The organism is Klebsiella sp. PL-2018 (genome assembly GCF_019048985.1).
Taxonomy (GTDB): domain Bacteria; phylum Pseudomonadota; class Gammaproteobacteria; order Enterobacterales; family Enterobacteriaceae; genus Klebsiella; species Klebsiella michiganensis.
This window is the reverse complement of record NZ_CP077677.1, coordinates 44,420-63,257: the sequence shown is the minus strand read 5'-3', so window position 1 is coordinate 63,257 and position 18,838 is coordinate 44,420. Positions and strand designations below refer to the sequence as shown.

Here is an 18,838-nt window from a genome sequence, read left to right as displayed (position 1 = left end):
CCACCGGAAATCGAAATATCGAAGGAGAAATTGGATAAAGCTGGCCGCTACATAAAATATTTACCAGCCCAAAGTCCTGGCAGATTTATCAAGATTCCTGAGCTTCCAGCTCCTTGAGTATCGCTTCAATTTTCTTAATATACTCAGCAGGTAAACGAGTTCTGTCCAGATTCAGTATGATTTTATCCCCTTTATACAAAGCCGATGCACCGGGCGCGAACTGATGTCTTGAACTGAGATTAGCTCTGCTTAAAGAATTTTCTTTCAGAACCGCCATCAACAATGTAATGACCTCATCAGATTCAAAAATTACACCTGCTTTCTTTTGCTCGTGCAGTTCCTCCGCCCGATTTTTTAGCTGTTCTTCTTTATCAGTAAAGGCTTTTAAAAGAGCTTCACCAGCCCGTGCGGATAGTTCACCGGGATGAGAAAAGAGGGCAACTACAGATTTTGGTAATCTGGCAGTGTTGATGCAACGACTAATGATTTTACGTGAAATATGTTCCGCATCAGCAAGAGCTGAAATGTTACCCGCGAATTCATTCTCCAGACGTTTTGCGTAACGATGACCTCTTTCATAAGCACTCGTTGGACGATAATCGTTTCCCAGCCGGGATAACGCAGCCATTTGTTCATCATCAAGGTCACCGACAAGAACACGATAATCGCAAGATGTAAGAAATGGCTGCTTTCGACGTCGACTCCCGTCTGCAATTTCTATGATGTCAGAAATCCGGCGGCCAAATGCAGGTGTCTGCTGGCCAGCCAATAAAAGGAGGGGATCAGGTCATCAAGTGCATCCTCCGTGAGAAGTTCCTGATCGCGCTCATTACCTGACCAGACCCTGGAGGTATTTTCTACCGAGTTTCCTGGGATTACTTCCAGCGTGAATTTAACTTCCCGACCGCATACAGGCAGGGCGATAGAATTTCCACGCGCCATAGCTCCAACACGCGCAATTAATGAATCAACCATTGGAGCAGCTGGGGCAGGGGCGGGCGATGAAGCGTTTTCTACCGCCTGGGAATTTACTGTATGTTTCGGAATGATCGGAGCACGTTTCATTATCGAATCTCCCACCGAGGTTTAATCAGGCGATCAAAGATCTCATTGCAGACTGGCTCCCAGATAGATAAAGCATTTCGCCATGCACCGGTAGAAGAACGCTGATCAATTGCCTGTTCGAAAACTGTTCTCATACGAATCTGGCCTTTGCCTACTTCATCAGTTTTCCCGAACAACATTTTTCAGGACCATACTTCCCCAGGCATCTCTGATTTGCTCTTCCATCCAGGGAGATTGTGATCCATTGTTATTGCTGTATTTTGTCAAAAGAATGCGGACATCCGGTTCAAACCCCTTAAGATCAACGTTCTTAAGCAGGTCGCGTAACATATCGAAAAACTGAAGGGCGGAAGTGTAATCGAAAAGTTCTGCAGGAGTCGGCACAATGAGAACATCGGCTGCACATACTACATTAATCGTACCGATACCCAGGTTCGGAGCGCTATCGATAACTATAACGTCATAGTCATGCGCCACCGTTTCAATTGCCAGACGAAGCATCAGGTGTGGATCGGCAGGTAATTTACCTTCGTCAAATTTTCCCATCAGTTCGGTTTCAATTCGATGTAGAGCCAGACAGGAAGGAATGATATCAAGGCCTGGCCAGCAGGTTTGGTTTTATCGCATAGCTTGGCATCATCTGTTTCCCCAAGATAGAAGGGGAGTAATGTATCTTCGGCATGAATATGGAGATCGGGAACCCATCCCGTGATACATCGATGCCGTTCCCTGCGGATCATTGCCTTCAACAAGTAAAACCCGTAAACCTTTAAGAGCAAGATCCTGAGCAAGATGAACAGAGACAGAGGTTTTATAGACGCCACCTTTATGAGCCGCTACACCGATAACCGGAGGGAACGCGTCTTCTGAACGCCGCAGCCGAGTTCCAAACACATCCCGCATGTGGTTGATCTGTTCGATGTATAGCCAACACGTTGCTCAACTCTGCCACGGGTTTCCATATCAGGGTGGGGGAGACGGCCCGCTTTCTCTGCATCTCTGATGGCCTGCGATGAAACACCAACCAAATCAGCTGCTTCACCGATTCGCCAGCGGCGAGTAATCTTGCGTGCCTCCGGACTGTCATCATTAAACTGAGCAATCGCTATTGCCTTAGTCATTTCATGACCAGCACTAATGCACTGGTTCAAGGTATCCATTAATCCCATACTGAGCATCCTTTAATCATAACTTTGCAGTATTTTATTAAATCTTGGAAATTAATGCAAAGCAACACTAAAAACGCAAAGCCATTAAAAACATGCAAAGTTGCTCACAAACAAACAATCCAGTAGCTAAATTCAAGCAGGTGAATCTGCAAAAGCATACTGCAGTCAATAAAAATGACTAATGCTCGCCGCAGCCATGTAACCGAGCGTAGCGAGCGAACTGGCGAGGAAGCATAGAGGAACCGTTCAGGCAGGTGGCACTTACGCTCAGTGTGGGAAGATGTGTCCGCTATGGGAAACAATCCGAGCAGACGCACCTACTATATCAGCCAATTAATGGGCAATTAACTGTGACAATCTGCCCTCATTAATGAGTCGAACAAACTGCAGTACCTGGTATACGGTTAATCCGCTTCGTAAGTAGGGGGCAAGGGTGCAACTGTGACAAATAGCACTCAGCGTTCACAGACATACGTGACAATTTGCACTCTTTAAACTGTGACAAACAGCCCTCAGGAGCTGTGACAAATTGCCCTCAAATTCTGCTTAACGAATAATTACGGCAAAAAATAAAGCGAGTAAGACGAATAATGGCAGAGGTGAACAGCAAAACTGTGACAAATCACCCTCAGACTGCCGGGTAGAATGTGACTAACCACCCTCAAATCTGTGACAGATTACCCTCGAGTTATTCGCCCGTCATGGAGGTGACATCCCGGAAGGTAAATACGATATGAGTAGTCTGACGGCCCTTCTTTTTCTCTATGTACGACAGGCGCATTGGGGTCCTGCTGTTGATTTCATCAACGCTGGCCTGCAGGAAACGACGGCGGAAGTCCGGCATACGCTGGTAACTTTGAGGTAGTTGGTAGCGCTCCATGATCCAGTCGATTTTCAGGGACACGACGCCTGAGCCATCCGGCTTACGGTACTGGCAAAGGGATTCGTATAAACGCATGGCATACGGATTGGTGATCTCTTTTGTTTCACTGAGTCTGAACTGCGTAAAACGGTTCTGTAGTCCAATGAAAAACGGAATGAGGTATGGGTTGATATGTACGCTGTAAAGCCCTCTGGATGGGCTGTGCGCACGTTTGATAAACCAGGGAAAAGATTCATATCCCTTTTCATCGCCGGCGTCTTCTTCAGGCCGATAGAAAACCACTTCCTTACCAGCAAACCCCTTCAATGCCTGCCGTATATCCTTACTTGCCTCAGCGGAGGTCAGTCCGAAAGTTTCAGCATATTTAGCAACATGAATTTCGCAGATACCATCATGTTCCTGCAGAGTACCGTCGGATTTTCTGATCTGGTCAACGAACAGATACAACATACGTTTTTGATCCCGGGAGAGACTGTATGCCGCCTCAGTCAGCTCGTTTGACTGGACAATACGCGGGCTATTTTTACGTTTTTTTGTGATTTATAACCGGTATTTCCACCATGACAGATCCATGTGAAGTGTGACAGGTTTTTAGATTGTCACATTAAATAAAAAAGAGTCAACAGGCAGGGATAACTTTGTGAAAAGCCGCATCGCCCGAGGGCAATTTGTCACAGAGTTGAGGGCAATTTGTCACAGATAAAGTGGTCATTTGAGGGTGATTTGTCACACTGAAAGGGCAGTTTGTCACAGCTACACCTCTGAAAGCCGCATGGATAAAGGGCTGTAAGCCCTTCTAAAAAAGTAAACCTAACAACTGTTTTAAAAATGTTTATAAAAATGTACCAGTGGATAAGTGGATAAATTCGGGGGCTCCCTTAAGACATCGAGCGTAAGCAGAATATATGAGTACTGTTCCCTGGTGCTTCCTCGCTCACTCGCGGGCTTCGCCCTGTCGTTCAACTGCGGCGAGCACTGCTTGCTCAATCATATCCACGGCCGGAATTTAGCATCCTCCCGGAAATAGCAGCCTCTTAACCTGGGGGGGGTTCCCATAGTTACCTATGCAGATTGACCTGGGATAAGCTTTTTTATCAGCGCGACGGCTTCAGCTTCCGGCATCGCAAACTGAACGCGGTGGCGTGCCGCTACATCGAGCGCAAACACTTTCGTATAGACTTCCGTCGAACTTATCGACTTGTGTCCCATGAGACTCTGCAGCACCTTCAGCGGTATACCGGCATACAACATATGCATGGCGTAACTGTGCCTAAACGTGTGCGGCGTCACCGGTACTGAGAATGTCACACCGTCGGCGGCCGCGGCTTCGACCGCCTCAGCAAGCCAGGTGCGCACGGTCCGATCGGTGATCTCCCAGATGCGGGCCTTCTCGGTTCGGCCGGTCCGCTTGTTGCGTCTTTCCAGCGGTATTTTCAGCGTGGCCACCATCATCTGCAGCTGGCTGACGTACTGGGTGTCAGAAAGCGGAACCAGGCGATGAGCCTGACTACCGGCCGGCGCTCGACCTGCCGTTCTGGCCGCTTTCTCGGTGCGCTGCTTGAGCGTGGCCAGCTGCACGAACGGATACGGTGCCGCCAGCGAAAAATCCCCCTGGTTAGCGCCAGCGCCTCGTTAATGCGGGCGCCCGTGTTCCAGAGGGTGGCCAGCAGCATCTTACGGTGCAGATCGGGCACATAGTGGAGCAGGGCGCTCACTTCCGGCGCCAGCAGATATCTCGGCAGTTCGTCGTGAACGATGGCCATCTGACGCAATGCCAGCGCTGCGGGATAATCAATGGCTACCGGGAGCACTGTTCCGGGAGACATCGAAGAGCCAGCTGGAACCAGGTTATTCATTTTCTTTGGTATCTTTTTTCATTGTACGGAATGGGCTGCTCGGTACCACTACTAACATAATAAGCAGAAGTCCGACACAACCCAGCCAGAAAGCTGGCGAAGTCACAAACAAAACAATTCCGTCGATGACAGTAGACACGATATTTACAGGCATAGACTCTATTCCTTTCATAGGGTCAGTTATTTCAGAACCGGAAAACTGACAGAATCAGTCACAATTCCAGGTTTCCGTTGCCATCATCAGCAATTGCATTGCTGTTCCTGAGAAAAGGGATAACACGGAGAAAGCCTGTGCACCCACACAATGATAGGTACCTCAGACCCCCCAGAACATCAGGTTGATGGCATTTTTAATATCATTCTCCCGGTGACTGAGGTCGGCCATTTCCTCGCCGATAACCGAAACCGGCACACTGGCCATATCGGTGGTCATCATGCGGTAACTTTCGTCGCCGGCATTCACCACCGGGTAAAGCTCACGTGAGACTTTATCGGACAGCAGGTGGGCGCTGATCAGCGGGATCACCATCCGGCGTCCCGGGGTGTCAATAATGTCACTCTGCACGTCGACGAACAGACGGTAGCGGCTCTCTCTTTTATAGGCGTAGACCTTAAACTGCATATCACCAGTCCCTGTTTTCGTCAGCAAACGATCCGTTAGCCTCGATAAAGCTGGCCACCTCAGCCATCCCTTCACGGTTTTCTTCCTGCCAGCGTTCGGCGCGCAGACGTCGGGCTTCGTTCTGCATGGTCGTACTGACCAGACCGGAGATATTCACGTCGTATGCCTTGAGCAGCTGATAGCTGTCGCTGTCCACTGTCACGGTAATTCGTTGCTTCATGATGCACCTCTTTTTTACATACTTCAGGTATGAGGTAAAGTATACATTCCCCGGCCGCAAAAATCTGCCCTGCATTGTGAATACTGTTAACCGGCTTACAGTGAAGGAGTTAACTGTAAGCTGCTGCAATATGCATGCTTTTTATATGTATTATGATGTGCATTTCAGTGATGCAGGGTTACATTCCGCAAAACGCATATTGTTAACCAGCCAATAGTTATACATTCATATTTTACATAATGTGATATTAACCTTATGTAATTACAACTCAGATTATAAAAACGGAACTGAATTACCGGACGGTCGTTCCGGTCAGATCCGACTTTTCACTTTCAGTGAAGTTTCCGGAAGTGTACCACGGTCAGGGAATAATCAAATCGGCGTTTCACGGTGGTGAGCGGGCGGTCACGGAGCAGGGGAGAGACACAGCATATAGCGTCATGATCAGATGATGACACCGCTACATCTTGTGTTACCGGGCCTCTGCACGCCGGTAGGGCTGAAGAAGATCCGGGACTACCTTTTTTCGGATCTGATGAGAAATAAGAAGAGAACGGTGCAGGTTTAGCAATACCTACATCACTTTCAGTAATAAAGGATGTATCACAAATTAAAGATACAAACTCAGTAAATTAATGACAAAAACATTGAATGCTAAGTTAGCATCTTGAGCAAAACAAATACTAAAGGAATGATGATGCTCAGTCAGCTTAACCTGCGTTTTCACAAAAGATTGATCGAGGCGCTGAAAGTGCGCGCCGTTCGCGAAAATACTTCGGTCAACGCCTGGCCGAACGCTTCCTCGATGACGGTCTGAAAACGGTTGCGCCCGACGACGGGTATTTTCAGCTGACCGCCGATCCGGAGGCCGCAGTCCGACAACTGTACCGGCATATCATTCTCGGCCAGACCTTAGGCACCGCGGCCGTCTCCCGGGATGAACTGCGCTTCATCCTGGTTCATGCCCGGGAAGCCTTTCTGTGCGGCCGGAACAGGGTGGCCACGCTCCCGGCCCTGCGCACCCTGATGGACATCACCCAGGATCTGCTGACCTGGCAGGCTGAGAACGACCGTCCGGTGGACGGACACTACCTGAAGGGGATCTTTCGCCTGGCGGGGGAGAACTGGACGGTAGAATTCGACGCTTTCCTAGTGGCGCTGCGCCCCGTGGTGGATCAGATGTATGCCGAACATCTGCTGCGCCCGCTGGAAAGACTGGCAGACGTGCCGGACGCCGTGCTGGCGGAAATCTTTACCCTGCCGCGGCTGAAAGCCGTTTTCCCGTTGGTTCTGCGCGGGCTGGACTGGACCGGACCAAAAGCGACAGCGCTGGCGCAGGATCTGCGCCCGGTGATCCCGGCCGTCACGCAAACCATTGAAGCCGGCACCCTGCGCCTTGATGGTTAGGAGATTGAATCATCGTTTCAAAAAATTCCTGGCCATGAATGTCGTCACCGGCAGCGCACTGACGGCGCGTGGTTGTGACTCTTATGTTAACAGAATACCGCTTTCGATTCTTTTTTGACCTGAAAGCCATTTTTCAGGCGCACTTATCCTGCTGCCTGTCCCTGAAGCCATCGTTTACGGTCGATATTATGCAGCCTTTCGGCCACTAACACCGAAGCGTGCCTGCCCGCTTCTGCGCTGACAAAGCGCAGCCGGTTACCGCACAGAATGCATTTGTACGGGTCTGTGCGCAGAAATTCCTTCATCAGCGCGGCGAATCCCGGTTTCTCCGGTTTTTTCCGTGCCTCCATCTCCAGGGCTTCATACACCTTTGGCAGCAGCTCGCCCCGTTTCCTGCTGGACAAAAAGCCGTAGTAGCGCACCATCTTAAAGTGCTTCGCCGGGATATGACTGATATAACGGTCAATCATCTCTTCCTGCGTCAGCGTCTGCTGCCGGTACTGCTGCGTACGGTGGTCGAGGTAATGATGTGCCACGGCCCCGCCGCTGTAGTGCCTGAGCTTTGCCGCCGACACCGGCGGTCGCTTCAGATACCGGCCCAGATATTTGACGCTACGCCATGCACCCCGGGTCTTCTTTGCGAAGTGGACCTTCCAGCAGCGCCCGTACTGCGCTTCCAGATAACGGCCCCACTGTTTTTTGTTCCGAATATGATCCAGCCCCGGCAGGCTGCCGGGGTTAATCAGGTCATAACTGTGGCGCAGCAGGCGGGTGACCGCCCCGCGCCAGATGACCTCCACGGCGTGCTTCTTAAAGAAGATATCGCGCCAGACACCGTGTTTAACGTCGGGGCCACCGCGGGTGACGGAGAGGTGTATGTGTGGATGCTGGTTGAGCTGGCGGCCGTACGTATGCAGGGCGCAGAAGATACCGATCTCCACGCCCTGTTTGCGGGCCCAGCGTAGCATGGCCCGGGTGGCAGCACGGAACAGGGCATTGAGCAGAGGCCAGTTGTTATTGAAGAAGGGCCACAGAAGGTGGGGCATGGTGAAGGTGATGTGCTGCCAGTCACAGTCGGGCAGAATATGCTGTTGCTCTGTAATCCACTGCTCCGTGGCTTTATGCCCGCAGGCGCTGCATGCCTTTGACTTGCAGGTCTGGCAGAAGAAGCGGGAGTGTGTGCAGTCAGGAGATGAGCAGCAGTAGCGCTTCACGCCCATCGCTGTGGTGCCGCAGGCGAGCATGCGCTCAACGCAAAGTCGTGTCCAGGGCGTGACGCGGCCCCCGAACCTGGCGAGGAACCTGTTCCAGGCGTCATCGACGGTGAAGAGCAACTTTGCGGGGCGCGGAATGTACATGCCGCAGAGTATAAAACGGGACTCTGTACCTGCAAACCATCGGAATCGCGAAGCGGTGACGCTCGCCCTGTAAGGGCGCTACTGTTCTAATCGTTTCTCATCCGTATCCGGAGCGGTCCGTTATGATTAAAGGGCTACAGCAGGCGGCTGAGAGCGTAGATGGAGTCACTGTTCGTAACCTTGAAACGCTCTATGGTTTCGATACGCGCAAGATAAACGGTGATGAGGAGAGGCGTGTCACACGCCAGAATGACAGGATAGTGTTTATCTTTCCCACTCACTGGTTCAATATCACCCCAATGATGAAAGCGTATATGAATGACACATGGGGTAGCGTTGGCCCGGATTTATGGAAGGGTAAGGAAATGCTTATTGTTACTACTGCTGCCGGTGACGACTCAACATACGGAAAAAATGGCAGAACAGGTACTGAGCTTGCCGATATTTTCACACCCATGGAAGCCAGTGCATTACATGCGGGCATGACATGGCTCCCGCCACTTGTTTTTCAGGGGGTGAGAACCAGCCAGTTGCCTGAATACCAGCGCCAGCTGATTGAACGCCTGACAAAGTAGAAATCTGCCTTCACAGAAGGCGGCTCTTATACTGGCGACTGGTATAGTGACTGCCCTGGACGCTGTGGAGCAACACTCCTGTTGGCTTACCCCGAAGCGGCCAGGCCATCTGCAACGCTTTGACCGTGAGTGCTGAGTCCGGCGACGTCGACATAGCCCAGCCCACCGGTTTACCGGCGAACTATGTGTATCATTTGTAGGGGAGGGCATATGTACTGAACCCCAGATTTGACCGTGCCTGTAATTTGTTTATAGTATTGAGCGGCTTTGGTTTGGTCCTGGCTCAAACTCTATGCCTCTCATTTATCCCGGGCATCAGACCCGGCAATACATCCACTCTCGCTTTGGAGAAGCTGACAAACGCTATGCGTATTACGCCACCCTGAGTTTTCTTTCCTCCGTTGTACTGAGCGAGCCTCAGAACGCACTCAATATCATCCCGTCTGCGGATGTGCTTTATCGTACGTAAAAATGCTGCCCTCCAGGGCTGACTGTATCTAAAAACTGAGAAATTAATATGTTACTGTCCTCGACGCGTAAGGACTGGCTGGGTAACGTCCGTGGTGACGTTCTGGCCGGTATTGTTGTCGCGCTCGCACTCATTCCAGAAGCGATCGCCTTTTCCATTATTGCCGGTGTAGACCCCCAGGTGGGCCTCTACTCGGCGTTCTGTATTCCTCTCGTTATGGCCTTCTTTGGCGGACGTCCGGCGATGATTTCTTCATCCACCGGTGCAATGGCGCTGCTTATGGTGACGCTGGTGAAAGATTATGGTTTACAGTATTTACTGGCCGCTTCCATACTGACCGGGGTATTCCAGCTGATAGCCGGTTACCTGAAGCTCGATGGACTAATGCGTTTTGTTTCACGCTCAGTGGTCACGGGATTCGTTAATGCGCTGGCAATACTGATTTTTATGGCGCAGTTGCCCGAATTAACCAACGTGACCTGGCATGTTTATGCCATGACTGCGGCAGGGCTGGGGATCATCTATATCTTCCCTTATATCAACAAAACCATTCCTTCACCGCTTGTGTGCATCGTGGTGCTGACCGGCATTACCATGTGGCTGCATCTGGATGTACGAACCGTCGGGGATATGGGGAAACTTCCCGACAGTCTGCCGGTCTTCCTGCTCCCGGACGTGCCCTTAAATCTCCAGACGCTGCTCATCATACTGCCATATTCTGCGGGGCTTGCCGTGGTGGGGCTGCTTGAGTCGATGATGACCGCCACTATTGTGGATGACATGACCGACACGCCAGGCGACAAAAACAGGGAGTGCAAAGCTCAGGGCATAGCAAACATCTGCACATCCTTCATCGGAGGAATGGCAGGCTGCGCGATGATAGGACAATCCGTTATCAACGTAAAATCCGGTGGCCGCGGACGGCTTTCAACCCTCACGGCGGGCGTGGTGCTGCTTTGCCTGATTGTGTTCCTGCGCGACTGGGTCTCCCAAATCCCGATGGCAGCGCTGGTTGCGGTGATGATTATGGTTTCCATCGGGACATTCTCCTGGCGCTCCATTGCCAACCTGCGGACACACCCCCTTTCAACCAGCGTGGTCATGCTTGCCACTGTCGCGGTTGTGGTGGCAACACATAATCTGGCCTTCGGCGTGCTGACCGGCGTACTGATTGCTTCGCTCAACTTTGCCACTAAAGTATCCCGGTTCATGCGTGTAACCTCAGGTCTGGAGGGGACCAGCCGGGCGTATACCGTCACCGGCCAGGTATTCTTTGCATCAGCAGACCGCTTTACCAGCCACTTTGATTTCCGTGAAGCGATTGAGAATGTGGTGATAGATGTTTCACATGCCCATTTCTGGGACATCACGTCCGTCAGCGCCCTGGATAAGGTGGTCATTAAGTTCCGAAGAGAGGGCACTGGGGTGGAGATACGTGGGATGAATGAAGCCACCAGCACCATCGTTGACCGGTTTGGTGTTCACGATAAACCTGAAGAAGTCGAAAAACTGATGGGCGGTCATTAACAGACCGGAGGGAAAACTATGAATAATACTGTTACAGCCTGTGTGGACGGTTCACTTTCAACGCGGTCAGTGTGTGAATATGCGGCGTGGGCAGCCCGCACTTTGCAATCACAGCTCGCACTGTTGCACGTTATCGAAAAAGACAGCACCCCGGTAGTGTCAGACCTGACCGGCACTCTAGGCATAGACAGTCAGCAATTGCTGACCGATGAGCTGGTAGAAATCGAAGGGCAACGTAATCGCCTGCTGATGGCCCAGGGGAAAGCAATACTGGAAAGTTGTGCTGAACTGCTTCAAAAACAGGGAAGCCCGGATGTGCTTTTGATGCAAAAACACGGTACACCGGATGAAGTTCTGGCAGAGCTGAGCGACCTTCGTCTCATGGTGCTGGGGCGTCAGGGCAGCCAGCATCCGGTAGGCTCTCATCTGGAAAGCGTTATTCGTCTGCAAAAGAAACCCCTGCTGGTTGTTCCGGAGAACTACTCAGCGCCTTCCAGAGTTATGTTGGCTTATGATGGCAGTGAAGAAAGCAGGAGAAACCTGGAACGTCTGACGATGAGTCCCTTACTCAGGGGGCTGGAATGTCACCTTGTCATGGTAAACGGTAAGAAGGAAGAGCTGCTGACCGCACAGAAAATTTTATGTGACGCGGATATAGAAAACAGCACAACACATCTTACCGGGCAATCAGTCGGGGATGCGCTTATTCGTTACGCCGGTGAAAATGCTGTCGATCTGATAGTGATGGGGGCCTACGGTCATTCCAGGTTGCGGCAGTTCTTTATCGGTAGTCATACCTCTGAAATGCTGCAAAAGATGCAACAACCGCTTCTGATCCTCCGTTAGCAATGAAAAAGGGCGGGTACCCTCGCCCTACTTCATGAAGTGGGATAGCGAAGCTTTACATGTCCGCCCTGTGCGGAAAAATCTACAATAAGCGAATGCGTAAAATTAACGATGAGATGTCGCTGCGGAGTAAACCTAAAATGGTGGCCATTGGTGCGCTGATGCGGAAACTGGTGCACTGGTGTTATGGCGTACTGAAGACCGGAACCGTTTTTAATGAAGAAGGCCTGAAACAAGTACTGTCAACCTGACTGTACCAGGCTGGCATTAAAACCAGGACAACGCTCACGCCAGTAAGTGAGCGCAATACACTATGAGCGAAAAACGGAAGCTGATAAAAAACAGACGATATCGTGGTGGGGAGTTTAACTGCAGGAAATCATCATCGCCGCCGGTGCCGCCAGCAGGGCGCTGGCGGATTTCACCATTTCCGTAGTGAACGCTGGCGTCTCCTGAATACCTGCTTTGCCAAACAGGTATTTACGGTTTTCCTCGGCTTTGCCCACCGCATCTATTCTGTTCCTGATATCTGTTTCAGCCAGTTGACGCTGATGTAGAGACTCAGGATTTAATACCTCTACAGAGGATATATACAGCGGGCTGGCTCCACTCCCTGCCGGGAATCTCACAATGACATCGTCATTTCTGGCGGAGGAGGTATAGCCGGCTGGACCATAAACCCCCTGTCCGCTAATGATTCCTCTGGCGTTTGGAACAAAATTCTTGGGAAACAACTTGGAGTCATTAATATCGTTAGTAGTGAAAATAAGAGGTGGAAGCCCGGGCGCAATGGTTGCCTGATAAGTTTTCTTCAGGAATCGGTCTGTTTGTGGTGTCTTGTCCTTCACGAGACCGGCATCCACCACACGAACAGACATGGATTTTCCTCCTGTCACCACCAGGTACTGATTCCCCCCGGATACCAGATCGGTCAGACGCCGCTGAACGTTCACTGTTCCTCCTGGTGCGGGTAACGCATTTACCGGCACATCTGTGACGGCATTTAAGGGCTGGATTGTCATTACGCGGGAAATTTTTTCCGGGTGTGGGGATTCTGGCTCCAGCCGGGCATAAGGCACAACGGCAGGCCTGGAGGGGTCAGGTAACCCCGAAACCAGTCCCCGGTCGAGAGTGGCCATGGCGGCAGGCACGGGCTCCTGTTCCCGATAAGCTTCATAGAGACTGATGGTCCAACCGGGCCAGTCACCATCTTCTGTCAGTATATCCAGAACAACCCTTACCGGAACACCATATACAAGGTAGCCCTGGTTAGAAGCCACGCCTGCCATATCGTAATCAGCCCAGCCCGGCCCTAAGGTTGATGGCGGCAGATAAGAAGTATCAGGGGGAGTATATCCGTTTGACGGCCATACAGTCAGAATATCACCAGCCTGACTTCCCGTGGTGGGCGCCACCCAGTGCCCCGGACCGTCTTCATCAGCAGGAAGCCATACATTACCCGGCAATGGTGGTACCCCACCGTTGAAATTATACTCATCCATGAATCAGACCTCCCGACCCACACGTTCTTCCAGCGCTGCCAGACGTTGCTCAAGAGAAAGTCTGGCTTCCTTCTCCAGGATCCGGGCCTGATGTTCTTCCTTCAGTGCTTCAACCAGCAGGGCGACCACGCCATTGATGTTGATACTACGCGCATCCGGCAGCACGCTGCCATCATTGAGCGTCAGCGTTGTCTGCGTCACCGCCTGCGGCAGCACTGCCTCCACTTCCTGGGCAATCACCCCGGCTTCTGGTTTCCCCTGTTTGAGATAGGTGTAACCGCCGATGCGGTCGAGTCTGTCCAGCGCATTATCGATTTTTTTCGATGTCCGTTTTCATGCGGGCATCAGAGCTGCTGTTCCAGACACCGTTGGTGTAGGCCTGCCCGTCGTTACGGAATTCGTACCAGCCCTGTGCGCCGCCATTGGCCACATGCAGTCCCAGAAAGTGATGCTGTCCGATACGCTCCTGATGATAGAAGTCGGCGGCTAAATCGCTCGCACCCTGTAAATGAACACCGTTGGTTATTCTCTCAGTACTGCTGATATTTTTGTTTCCACCTGCCCAGAACCAGCCATCCGGATTACGTTTGATAAATTGTCCGGCAGCCCCACAGCGTAGCGAGGACGAAGAAGCATTACGGCTTTAGCCGTAATAATCCCCTTAGTGTGGTTTTCTACATCACTGGACTTCAAATCCCTGAACAGGTTTAGATCCTATTAAATATTAAAAGTAATGTCGGGTCGGTGGTATAACGTTAAACCTGAGCCGGGCAGAATGCACCGCAGCAGCGCCAGCCCCACAACGCGTCTCGATCCGGTAAAATGGAAGGACACCGTCCGCTAGCGTCACGACACGACACGACAAATACATCAACTCATAATTAATGATGTAATTGATTGATATTCAACATAAAACGCATTGTCGGCGCTTTGAGGTGTATAGCATTTGCTATACGTTGGTGTTGTGTTATTCTTGTATAGCAATTGCTATACAAGAGAGGTGTGTATGAAATCAGATGTTCAACTCAACCTAAGAGCTAAGGAGTCTCAGAGGGCACTCATCGATGCCGCTGCAGAAATCCTTCATAAATCGCGAACCGACTTCATTCTGGAGATGGCCTGCAAGGCTGCGGAGAATGTGATCCTTGATCGCCGTGTTTTCAATTTTAATGACGAACAATATGCAGAGTTCATCGATATGCTCGATGCACCAGTCGAGGATGAGCCCGCCATTAATAAACTACTGGCAAGGAAACCTCAGTGGGATGTGTAACTGCACCCGAGCCGTTATCCAGCGCCCATCAACTGGCAGAGTTCGTCAGTGGAGAAACGGTACTCGATGAATGGCTAAAACAGAGAGGTTTAAAAAATCAAGCTCTTGGCGCTGCCCGAACGTTCGTTGTTTGCAAGACGGGTACGAAGCAAGTAGCTGGTTTTTACTCTCTGGCCACCGGTAGCGTTAACCATACGGAAGCGACTGGTAGTCTTCGGCGTAATATGCCAGATCCTATACCGGTGATTATACTCGCTCGCTTGGCGGTAGATGTCTCATTGCACGGAAAAGGAGTTGGCGCCGATTTACTTCACGATGCGGTTCTACGCTGTTATCGCGTAGCTGAGAATATTGGCGTTCGTGCAATAATAGTTCACGCACTTACTGAGGAAGCCAAAGGTTTCTATACTCACCATGGATTTAAGGTATCGCAAACTCATGAGCGGACTCTGTTCCTTAAGCTTCCATGACTGCTTACTGGAGTGGGGTATTTCTCGGGATTATTTCACCCAGTCTTCCAGATCAGGTCCGACACCTGCTCAAATTCCCGCACATTATTCGTCACCAACTCGGCGTCGGTCACCCTCGCAGTCAGACAGTCCGGCCCGGACTATTTTTCAGAAAGCCGCGTAATGCCGCCCTGTACAAATGGCTGACATCTGGCTGAGGCTTTCTTCAGTTCGTTAGATCTGTTCTGGTCATAAACCCGATCCAAAGGAATAAACTGAAGCATATTTCTGTATGGTTCCCTGACGGATTCAGGGCACAGCAGTCTGACGTTGTTAAGGGAATAAACCATAATACCCTGCACCGTGTAACTTTTACCAGGGATCTTATCGGCAACATGCCAGTCCTGATTGCTGAAATGTGAGACCGGAAACTTACTTTCTTCCACCTGAAAACGCCGTGTCTGCCAATCCGAAATACCCGCAAATGCCATCGTTTTGTCGATGAGGACAGGATAAAACGATGACACAAACATACTGGTTATGAAGAGCCAGAGGCTCACTGAGACAAGTGTAAACCTGATATGCCATGACTCATTCTGTGCAGCTTTATCAGTATTTACATACACCGCACCGGGCAACATTAACAATACGCCTAACCCCGAAATCAAGGTGGCAAGTTTCAGTATTGTGAGAATGCTGTCCCCCGCTACCTGCTTATCTACCCATCTGATAATGGTAAGGACGCAAAACGTGAAGCAAAGGATAATGGCGAAAATGAGAAGCGGACTGCCGATGAAAAGCCAGCAAGCTGTTTTCCGTCGAGCTTTAGCACGCTGAAACTCCTGAGCAGTTTTTGCCGCCTGTCTGAGAAAAAGGTAGTTGATCAGAACGACCGATGAGCTCCCTGCTAGTGAAAAAAGCCATCCCAGTGCAGGCTCATAATTAGGGTAGCCGGCGGAAAGATAAGCCCATAGAAAAAACGTAAAAACAGTCAGAGGAAAAGACAGCAGGGCAGCCAGAGATATCCTTCCTTTTATGTCACGATAATTGTGAATTGTTATCACATTTTTCGGTAAGGACAGGCAAAAAATTAGTGAAGGCAGGAAAAAAATCAACCCGGCCCCTGTTGTTGTCAGTATCATAAAAATAAAGACGTAATTAAATATCCCCGTTACTGACAGGTTCTCTGTAAATAACGAGCCGTTATTAAAATAACCAAGGTATGTTCTTATAATAATAAGAGACAGTACAGCAGGCATTAAGCTGATAAGCCAGGCGGTCTTTTTCATTGTCATTCCTGTGATCTGGAGGCCAGAAGGGGCGAAGAACTTTCCTCTGAAAAGAGGGGGAGTAAGGCATTTCTGATTTTCTGCCAGGTCTCTTTATTCGGAGCCGATGGGCTTTTTGCGCAGGACATGGTTGAAAGAAAGGCTTGGCAAAATTTAGGATCACTTTTATCAGTCGCTGCACTCAACAGCATGCCATCTGGCTGTATGGAAATTCCTACAGTACTTTTTTTTCCCCTGTATGACTGAATGTCAGAAAACTGATCATACACCGCATGGGATATCTGTTCCGCATAGAGCTGGTTCTTATGCAGCAGAGTCCGGCTCGTTACGAAAGGTTCCAGGGCCGGGTTGCGTTGTTCTCTGTCGCCGGTACAGGCGATCAGCAGAAAAGAGAGAAATAAAAGAATCCGCCTGATATATTCTATTGCCATTGTGGACGTCACAGTACTGTTTTGAAAATTAGATATTAATACTGTTTTTTAACAGACGTAAACGCCCAGTAATAATGGTCTTCCGGTAGCCTTTTGCACAGTGAAGAACCAAATGGGGCATCGGCGCTAACTTTCGCTGAGATCAGAAAATGATGTTCTCGGAACTCCCCCAAAAAGAGAGCAAGTGTATGTAAGCGCTGTATTCCATCCGCTGGCTGGATGAATTTTACGATCCGCTGCAGGCAGGCAAACTCGAAGTTGCCCGTACCATGCTGCAGAACGGCATTGACCGCAATACCGTCATTAAAATGACCGGTCTGACGGAAGACGACCTGGTGCAGATCGGCCACTAATCCCCCTCCCTGGCACTTCCTGTCCGGCCATCAGCGAATACTTGGTGAGTCATAATCAGGTTCTGCCTGCCAGCCACAGCGATTAAACAGCTTCATCGCTCCCGCCACATTAACTGCCAGACGCACTGTTAGCGGATTTATCTGTCGCCATTGCAGTTAGGACGTGTGCGCGACAGGTAGGTAACATGGTTTGAAATATACCTCGAAAACCTATCGCTTTTATCAGTGGTTTTATCTTCGATATTCATGCTAGTCAAAGGTATGAATAGAGCGGTTTTGATGTATTCAACAAGGTCCTATCAGAGACCATTAAGCCTGTACTTCCTCCCCAAGGAGGTCTTTTTTCTTGATTGAGATCATTTTTTTTACATTAAACGCAGGACTATACTCGTATAGTAAAAACATTTATATTATATAAATATGAGAATGGATATCATATTTTAGATAATAATGAAAAGGAGAGGGGGGTGAACGATAACTTTTTCTACCTCAGCATTGGCAGCTTACTTCTGTTTATTATTGCTATACCTCTTGCACGACAAAAAGTTAAACCGAATCGATGGTATGGTGTTCGTACCTCATTAACTTTAAATAATCCTAAGATCTGGTTTCAGGCCAACCGTATTTATGGGCTGTCGATGATCGTTTCTGTTTTTGTCTTTTTCTTAGTGTCAGTGTTGTCAGGCATCTGGCGCAATGGTGACAGCAACGCTGACCTCATTCTTGTGTTGTTTATCATTGAAGTTTCAGTGCCTGTAGTCGTTACATTTTTGAAACTCATTGTAATGAAAAAGGAATGATACAGCATGAACGAAACAAGTGATTTTCTTAATTCCATAGGGAAAATTCGAGCTAGCGTTGCCTGTAATAAAATCTTAATCGATGATTTTTTGGCTCAGCCGATATTAGCGATAAAACAGAACAATATCGATTTTTTTATCCGCAAGGGGGGGGAAGAGATCCTTTTTTCTGACTACCTTGCGAGCGTCTCTGATTCAGCGAGAACAGTTATTATCCAGTCGGTTATTGGCATTAATCAGCAGAAAGATATCCCTCACGATGGCGGGCTGAATGAGTTGGATGACGATGATGGCTGGATTGATGAAGTCGGCGGAGGTGCTGCGGCGGCCCTTGCCGCGGTAGTGGTTAATGCGCTGGCGCTGGCCAATGCCAATGCTGTGGCTAATGCCAATGCTCTGGCCAATGCCAATATTATGGCTAATGTGAATGGCTGGGCCGGGGCGGGGGGAGTAAGCGCATCATCTTATCATCAGGCTGATAACGGGTTGTTGGCGCAGATTATTCTTCGTAACGGCGCACTGTCATCCAGCTTGCAAACCGTTTTAGAACAGCGCGGGCTGAACGTGTATCGTCAGGCTACTCTGATCAAGCATCTGGCAGAAAAATCACTCCGTACCAATTTGTTGCACAATGGCCAGAATGATATTTCCACTGTTGCGTATAAGGAGTTCAATATTACCCTTTCGCTTTCCTGCAACGCAGAAGGTTATCAAATTATTCACGCCGATCTTCTTCACTAAATA

At 49.9% G+C, this 18,838-nt stretch carries 14 protein-coding genes and 10 pseudogenes; 10 read left to right on the top strand and 14 right to left on the bottom strand.

Features of this window, described 5'->3' with window-relative positions; all coding sequences use genetic code 11:
* Window positions 1–88: 88 nt before the first annotated feature.
* The 8 genes and pseudogenes from MKleb_RS29815 to ccdA all read right to left on the bottom strand — a co-directional run bounded on the left by MKleb_RS29815 (window position 89) and on the right by ccdA (window position 5,815).
* A pseudogene (locus tag MKleb_RS29815) lies at window positions 89–1,065 on the bottom strand (ParB/RepB/Spo0J family plasmid partition protein).
* A gap of 159 nt (window positions 1,066–1,224) precedes the next feature.
* Window positions 1,225–1,968, bottom strand: a pseudogene (locus MKleb_RS30195) (AAA family ATPase).
* Window positions 1,902–2,234 carry a hypothetical protein gene (locus MKleb_RS30190; protein WP_267460486.1) on the bottom strand — a complete coding sequence of 111 codons (333 nt, stop codon included), beginning with the start codon at window positions 2,232–2,234 and terminating at the stop codon, window positions 1,902–1,904. Before MKleb_RS30190 ends, MKleb_RS30195 begins: the two are co-directional and overlap by 67 nt.
* A gap of 688 nt (window positions 2,235–2,922) precedes the next feature.
* A pseudogene (repE, locus tag MKleb_RS29805) lies at window positions 2,923–3,679 on the bottom strand (replication initiation protein RepE).
* 500 nt (window positions 3,680–4,179) lie between these two features.
* A pseudogene (locus MKleb_RS29800) lies at window positions 4,180–4,973 on the bottom strand (site-specific integrase).
* A complete protein-coding gene (locus MKleb_RS29795) occupies window positions 4,966–5,127 on the bottom strand; it encodes a hypothetical protein (protein ID WP_187326103.1) in 162 nt (53 codons plus the stop codon). Before MKleb_RS29795 ends, MKleb_RS29800 begins: the two are co-directional and overlap by 8 nt.
* Window positions 5,128–5,289: 162 nt before the next feature.
* Complete coding sequence (ccdB, locus tag MKleb_RS29790) at window positions 5,290–5,595, bottom strand: type II toxin-antitoxin system toxin CcdB (RefSeq protein WP_217077203.1); 306 nt, start codon at window positions 5,593–5,595, stop codon at window positions 5,290–5,292.
* 1 nt (window position 5,596) lies between these two features.
* A complete protein-coding gene (ccdA, locus tag MKleb_RS29785) occupies window positions 5,597–5,815 on the bottom strand; it encodes a type II toxin-antitoxin system antitoxin CcdA (protein WP_032934863.1) in 219 nt (72 codons plus the stop codon).
* A 697-nt stretch (window positions 5,816–6,512) separates the two neighbouring features.
* On the opposite strand from ccdA, the pseudogene MKleb_RS29780 reads away from it, so the two are divergent.
* Window positions 6,513–7,216, top strand: a pseudogene (locus MKleb_RS29780) (transcriptional regulator); the annotation flags it as partial.
* A gap of 149 nt (window positions 7,217–7,365) precedes the next feature.
* Here the strand turns inward: MKleb_RS29780 and MKleb_RS29775 are convergent.
* On the bottom strand, window positions 7,366–8,580 hold the full coding sequence (locus MKleb_RS29775) for an IS91 family transposase (RefSeq protein ID WP_217076995.1): 1,215 nt from the start codon (window positions 8,578–8,580) through the stop codon (window positions 7,366–7,368).
* 80 nt (window positions 8,581–8,660) lie between these two features.
* On the opposite strand from MKleb_RS29775, the pseudogene MKleb_RS29770 reads away from it, so the two are divergent.
* Window positions 8,661–9,155: pseudogene (locus MKleb_RS29770) on the top strand (NAD(P)H-dependent oxidoreductase); the annotation flags it as partial.
* Window positions 9,156–9,171: 16 nt separating this feature from the next.
* Here the strand turns inward: MKleb_RS29770 and MKleb_RS29765 are convergent.
* A pseudogene (locus tag MKleb_RS29765) lies at window positions 9,172–9,336 on the bottom strand (IS3 family transposase); the annotation flags it as partial.
* A gap of 336 nt (window positions 9,337–9,672) precedes the next feature.
* Between MKleb_RS29765 and MKleb_RS29760 the strand changes: the two are divergent.
* From MKleb_RS29760 to MKleb_RS29750, 3 genes and pseudogenes are all read left to right on the top strand, one after another.
* Window positions 9,673–11,151, top strand: coding sequence for a SulP family inorganic anion transporter (locus tag MKleb_RS29760; protein ID WP_217077202.1), 1,479 nt, complete (start codon window positions 9,673–9,675; stop codon window positions 11,149–11,151).
* Between the two features lie 18 nt (window positions 11,152–11,169).
* A complete protein-coding gene (locus MKleb_RS29755) occupies window positions 11,170–11,997 on the top strand; it encodes a universal stress protein (RefSeq protein ID WP_217077200.1) in 828 nt (275 codons plus the stop codon).
* A 47-nt stretch (window positions 11,998–12,044) separates the two neighbouring features.
* Window positions 12,045–12,248: pseudogene (locus MKleb_RS29750) on the top strand (IS110 family transposase); the annotation flags it as partial.
* 114 nt (window positions 12,249–12,362) lie between these two features.
* On the opposite strand, the gene MKleb_RS29745 reads toward MKleb_RS29750, so the two are convergent.
* Complete coding sequence (locus tag MKleb_RS29745; protein WP_217077199.1) at window positions 12,363–13,499, bottom strand: colicin-like bacteriocin tRNase domain-containing protein; 1,137 nt, start codon at window positions 13,497–13,499, stop codon at window positions 12,363–12,365.
* Between the two features lie 3 nt (window positions 13,500–13,502).
* Window positions 13,503–14,106, bottom strand: a pseudogene (locus tag MKleb_RS29740) (tail fiber domain-containing protein); the annotation flags it as partial.
* A gap of 399 nt (window positions 14,107–14,505) precedes the next feature.
* On the opposite strand from MKleb_RS29740, the gene MKleb_RS29735 reads away from it, so the two are divergent.
* A complete protein-coding gene (locus tag MKleb_RS29735; protein ID WP_003026799.1) occupies window positions 14,506–14,772 on the top strand; it encodes a type II toxin-antitoxin system TacA family antitoxin in 267 nt (88 codons plus the stop codon).
* A complete protein-coding gene (locus tag MKleb_RS29730; protein ID WP_154022109.1) occupies window positions 14,760–15,242 on the top strand; it encodes a GNAT family N-acetyltransferase in 483 nt (160 codons plus the stop codon). Before MKleb_RS29735 ends, MKleb_RS29730 begins: the two co-directional genes overlap by 13 nt.
* Window positions 15,243–15,382: 140 nt before the next feature.
* On the opposite strand, the gene MKleb_RS30115 is transcribed toward MKleb_RS29730, so the two are convergent.
* Complete coding sequence (locus MKleb_RS30115; RefSeq protein ID WP_228740836.1) at window positions 15,383–16,510, bottom strand: hypothetical protein; 1,128 nt, start codon at window positions 16,508–16,510, stop codon at window positions 15,383–15,385.
* A gap of 2 nt (window positions 16,511–16,512) precedes the next feature.
* Window positions 16,513–16,941: a cell envelope integrity TolA C-terminal domain-containing protein gene (locus tag MKleb_RS29720; RefSeq protein WP_217077198.1), complete on the bottom strand. Its 429-nt coding sequence runs from the start codon at window positions 16,939–16,941 to the stop codon at window positions 16,513–16,515.
* A 251-nt stretch (window positions 16,942–17,192) separates the two neighbouring features.
* Here MKleb_RS29720 and MKleb_RS30110 point away from each other — a divergent pair.
* From MKleb_RS30110 to MKleb_RS29705, 3 genes and pseudogenes are all read left to right on the top strand, one after another.
* Window positions 17,193–17,294: pseudogene (locus MKleb_RS30110) on the top strand (ISNCY family transposase); the annotation flags it as partial.
* A 467-nt stretch (window positions 17,295–17,761) separates the two neighbouring features.
* The gene (locus MKleb_RS29710) at window positions 17,762–18,094 is read left to right on the top strand and encodes an SdpI family protein (protein ID WP_154022755.1); all 333 of its coding nucleotides are present in this window, start codon (window positions 17,762–17,764) and stop codon (window positions 18,092–18,094) included.
* A 6-nt stretch (window positions 18,095–18,100) separates the two neighbouring features.
* Complete coding sequence (locus tag MKleb_RS29705; protein ID WP_217077196.1) at window positions 18,101–18,835, top strand: hypothetical protein; 735 nt, start codon at window positions 18,101–18,103, stop codon at window positions 18,833–18,835.
* Window positions 18,836–18,838 lie beyond the last annotated feature (3 nt).

Bases quoted from the DNA above. Each gene is read 5' to 3' on its own strand.
- MKleb_RS29760 (WP_217077202.1), top strand. From the start codon at position 9,673: ATGTTACTGTCCTCGACGCGTAAGGACTGGCTGGGTAACGTCCGTGGT.
- MKleb_RS30115 (WP_228740836.1), bottom strand. From the start codon at position 16,510: ATGAAAAAGACCGCCTGGCTTATCAGCTTAATGCCTGCTGTACTGTCT.
- MKleb_RS29735 (WP_003026799.1), top strand. From the start codon at position 14,506: ATGAAATCAGATGTTCAACTCAACCTAAGAGCTAAGGAGTCTCAGAGG.
- MKleb_RS29705 (WP_217077196.1), top strand. From the start codon at position 18,101: ATGAACGAAACAAGTGATTTTCTTAATTCCATAGGGAAAATTCGAGCT.
- MKleb_RS29795 (WP_187326103.1), bottom strand. From the start codon at position 5,127: ATGCCTGTAAATATCGTGTCTACTGTCATCGACGGAATTGTTTTGTTT.
- MKleb_RS29755 (WP_217077200.1), top strand. From the start codon at position 11,170: ATGAATAATACTGTTACAGCCTGTGTGGACGGTTCACTTTCAACGCGG.
- ccdB (WP_217077203.1), bottom strand. From the start codon at position 5,595: ATGCAGTTTAAGGTCTACGCCTATAAAAGAGAGAGCCGCTACCGTCTG.
- MKleb_RS29720 (WP_217077198.1), bottom strand. From the start codon at position 16,941: ATGGCAATAGAATATATCAGGCGGATTCTTTTATTTCTCTCTTTTCTG.
- ccdA (WP_032934863.1), bottom strand. From the start codon at position 5,815: ATGAAGCAACGAATTACCGTGACAGTGGACAGCGACAGCTATCAGCTG.
- MKleb_RS30190 (WP_267460486.1), bottom strand. From the start codon at position 2,234: ATGGGATTAATGGATACCTTGAACCAGTGCATTAGTGCTGGTCATGAA.
- MKleb_RS29745 (WP_217077199.1), bottom strand. From the start codon at position 13,499: ATGGATGAGTATAATTTCAACGGTGGGGTACCACCATTGCCGGGTAAT.
- MKleb_RS29775 (WP_217076995.1), bottom strand. From the start codon at position 8,580: ATGTACATTCCGCGCCCCGCAAAGTTGCTCTTCACCGTCGATGACGCC.